The following is a 1,608-nucleotide window of genomic DNA, read 5'->3' as shown; positions in this document are numbered from 1 at the left end:
ATTACTTTGCTTAGCGGTTACCCTTTTCTCCCAGTTCTGATGCTTTAACATATGGTGTAGATGTTCAACCCTTTTCACAAATATCCTAATTTTGTTAAAAATATTGGACAACCGTGATTATACGTAAGATACTCTTTTGCCTACCGGGGAGTTGAGATTTAGTCGTTAAATTATTGACAATACTAGACAAACTTCTACATACTTGTCTAGTATTATGCATTACAGACCTCACCAATTTGCCAAACTGGTGTCTCGGTTAGAACCCTTCAACGATGGGATGCATCAGGAAAATTGGTTGCAGACAGGACACTAGGAAAGCACCGAGTTTACACCCAGAAACATATCAACGAATTGAAAGGCTTGTTACCCAATGATATGAAACGGTCTATTATCGTGTACTGCCGGGTATCATCTCCTTCTCAAAGACCAGACCTGGAAAACCAAGTTAAAGCTATGGATACCTTCTGTAATGCCTCTGGTCTCAAAATCGATCAAGTCATCCCAGAAATTGGTGGGAGTATGAACTTCAAACGTAAGAAATTCCTCAATCTACTATTCGGTATGCTTTCCGGGCAGGTCTCTACCATCATCGTCGCTCACAAAGACTGATTATGTAGGTTTGCGTTTGACCTGATTCTTCAGTTAGCCAAGTACTCCGATGGCGAGATTATAGCAATCCTATCTGATTCGTGAAATAAATGGGCTGCTTTAAGGCAGGAGGCAGATGGTAGATGGCAGATGCTAAGGGAGAAAGACTGAGTTTTTGAGAAGTCGAGTGATTTTACAAATGATTTAGGATTGCTATATCGATCAGCAACAATGAATTCCTTAGTCCCCAGCAGCAGATGCTGGAAGACCTCATGGCTATCATCCACTGCTTCTGTTGTCGGCTGTACGGTTTGCGTCGGTATCTCCAAGCGATTCAAGAAAAAATCAACAAAAACCTTGATAGTCCGGAGGATTGTGCGAAAGTAGAAATGGAAGTACAAGTAATGGTCGAAACTCCCATGTTTGGAATCAAGCGCGAACTCAAAGTCAACAACAAGGAAGCCAACTGGCTATCTCAATGTGCAGGGTTCTCTCGGTTCGTTTATAACTACGGACTTGGAATTATGAAATCATCATGGGAGTTTGAAGACATCAAAGCTTCCGATTCCAAGAGGTTGAACACAATTAAGAAGGTGTTCAACAATGTGACTAAGAAGAATCCTGATTTTGCTTGGTGCAATAAGTATCCAGCTAGGATTTACCAAAATGCGTTTCGGAATCTAGCTAAAGCCTTTAGTTGGTGGCGTAACCCAAAGATTAAAGCTCAAATGCCTAAATTCAAGAAGAAACGCCATCAGTGCAGTTTTACCGTTGATGATTCAAACGGAAAACGGTTGGTAAAAGCTGGGAAGACCATCAACATCCCAACAATGGGGACGTTCAGATTAAAGGAGGCTATTCCTTACGATTGCATTTCCCAAACATTTACTATTTCAAGAGAAGCAGATAACTGGTTTGTCTCTTTCAAAGTCGATGCTTGCCCAATGCCAGCGATGAAACACACTCAGCAAAAAGTCGGAATTGACCTAGGTGTTAAGTGTTTTGCGACTTTGTCCGATA

Annotated in this window: 2 protein-coding genes and 1 pseudogene; all 3 read left to right on the top strand. The window is 41.4% G+C overall.

Annotated features, from left to right (window positions below; genetic code table 11):
* Window positions 1-234: 234 nt before the first annotated feature.
* Window positions 235-291 (top strand): annotated as a pseudogene (locus F6K53_RS46305) (hypothetical protein); the annotation flags it as partial.
* Window positions 292-609, top strand: coding sequence for a recombinase family protein (locus F6K53_RS41025; protein WP_293039040.1), 318 nt, complete (start codon window positions 292-294; stop codon window positions 607-609).
* A gap of 236 nt (window positions 610-845) precedes the next feature.
* The coding region (locus F6K53_RS41020) for a helix-turn-helix domain-containing protein (RefSeq protein WP_293086021.1) at window positions 846-1,608 on the top strand (763 nt) is incomplete at its 3' end.

This window comes from Moorena sp. SIO4A1, from assembly GCF_010672065.1.
Classification (GTDB): Bacteria; Cyanobacteriota; Cyanobacteriia; order Cyanobacteriales; family Coleofasciculaceae; genus Moorena.
This window is presented reverse-complemented; position numbering and strand designations above follow the sequence as displayed.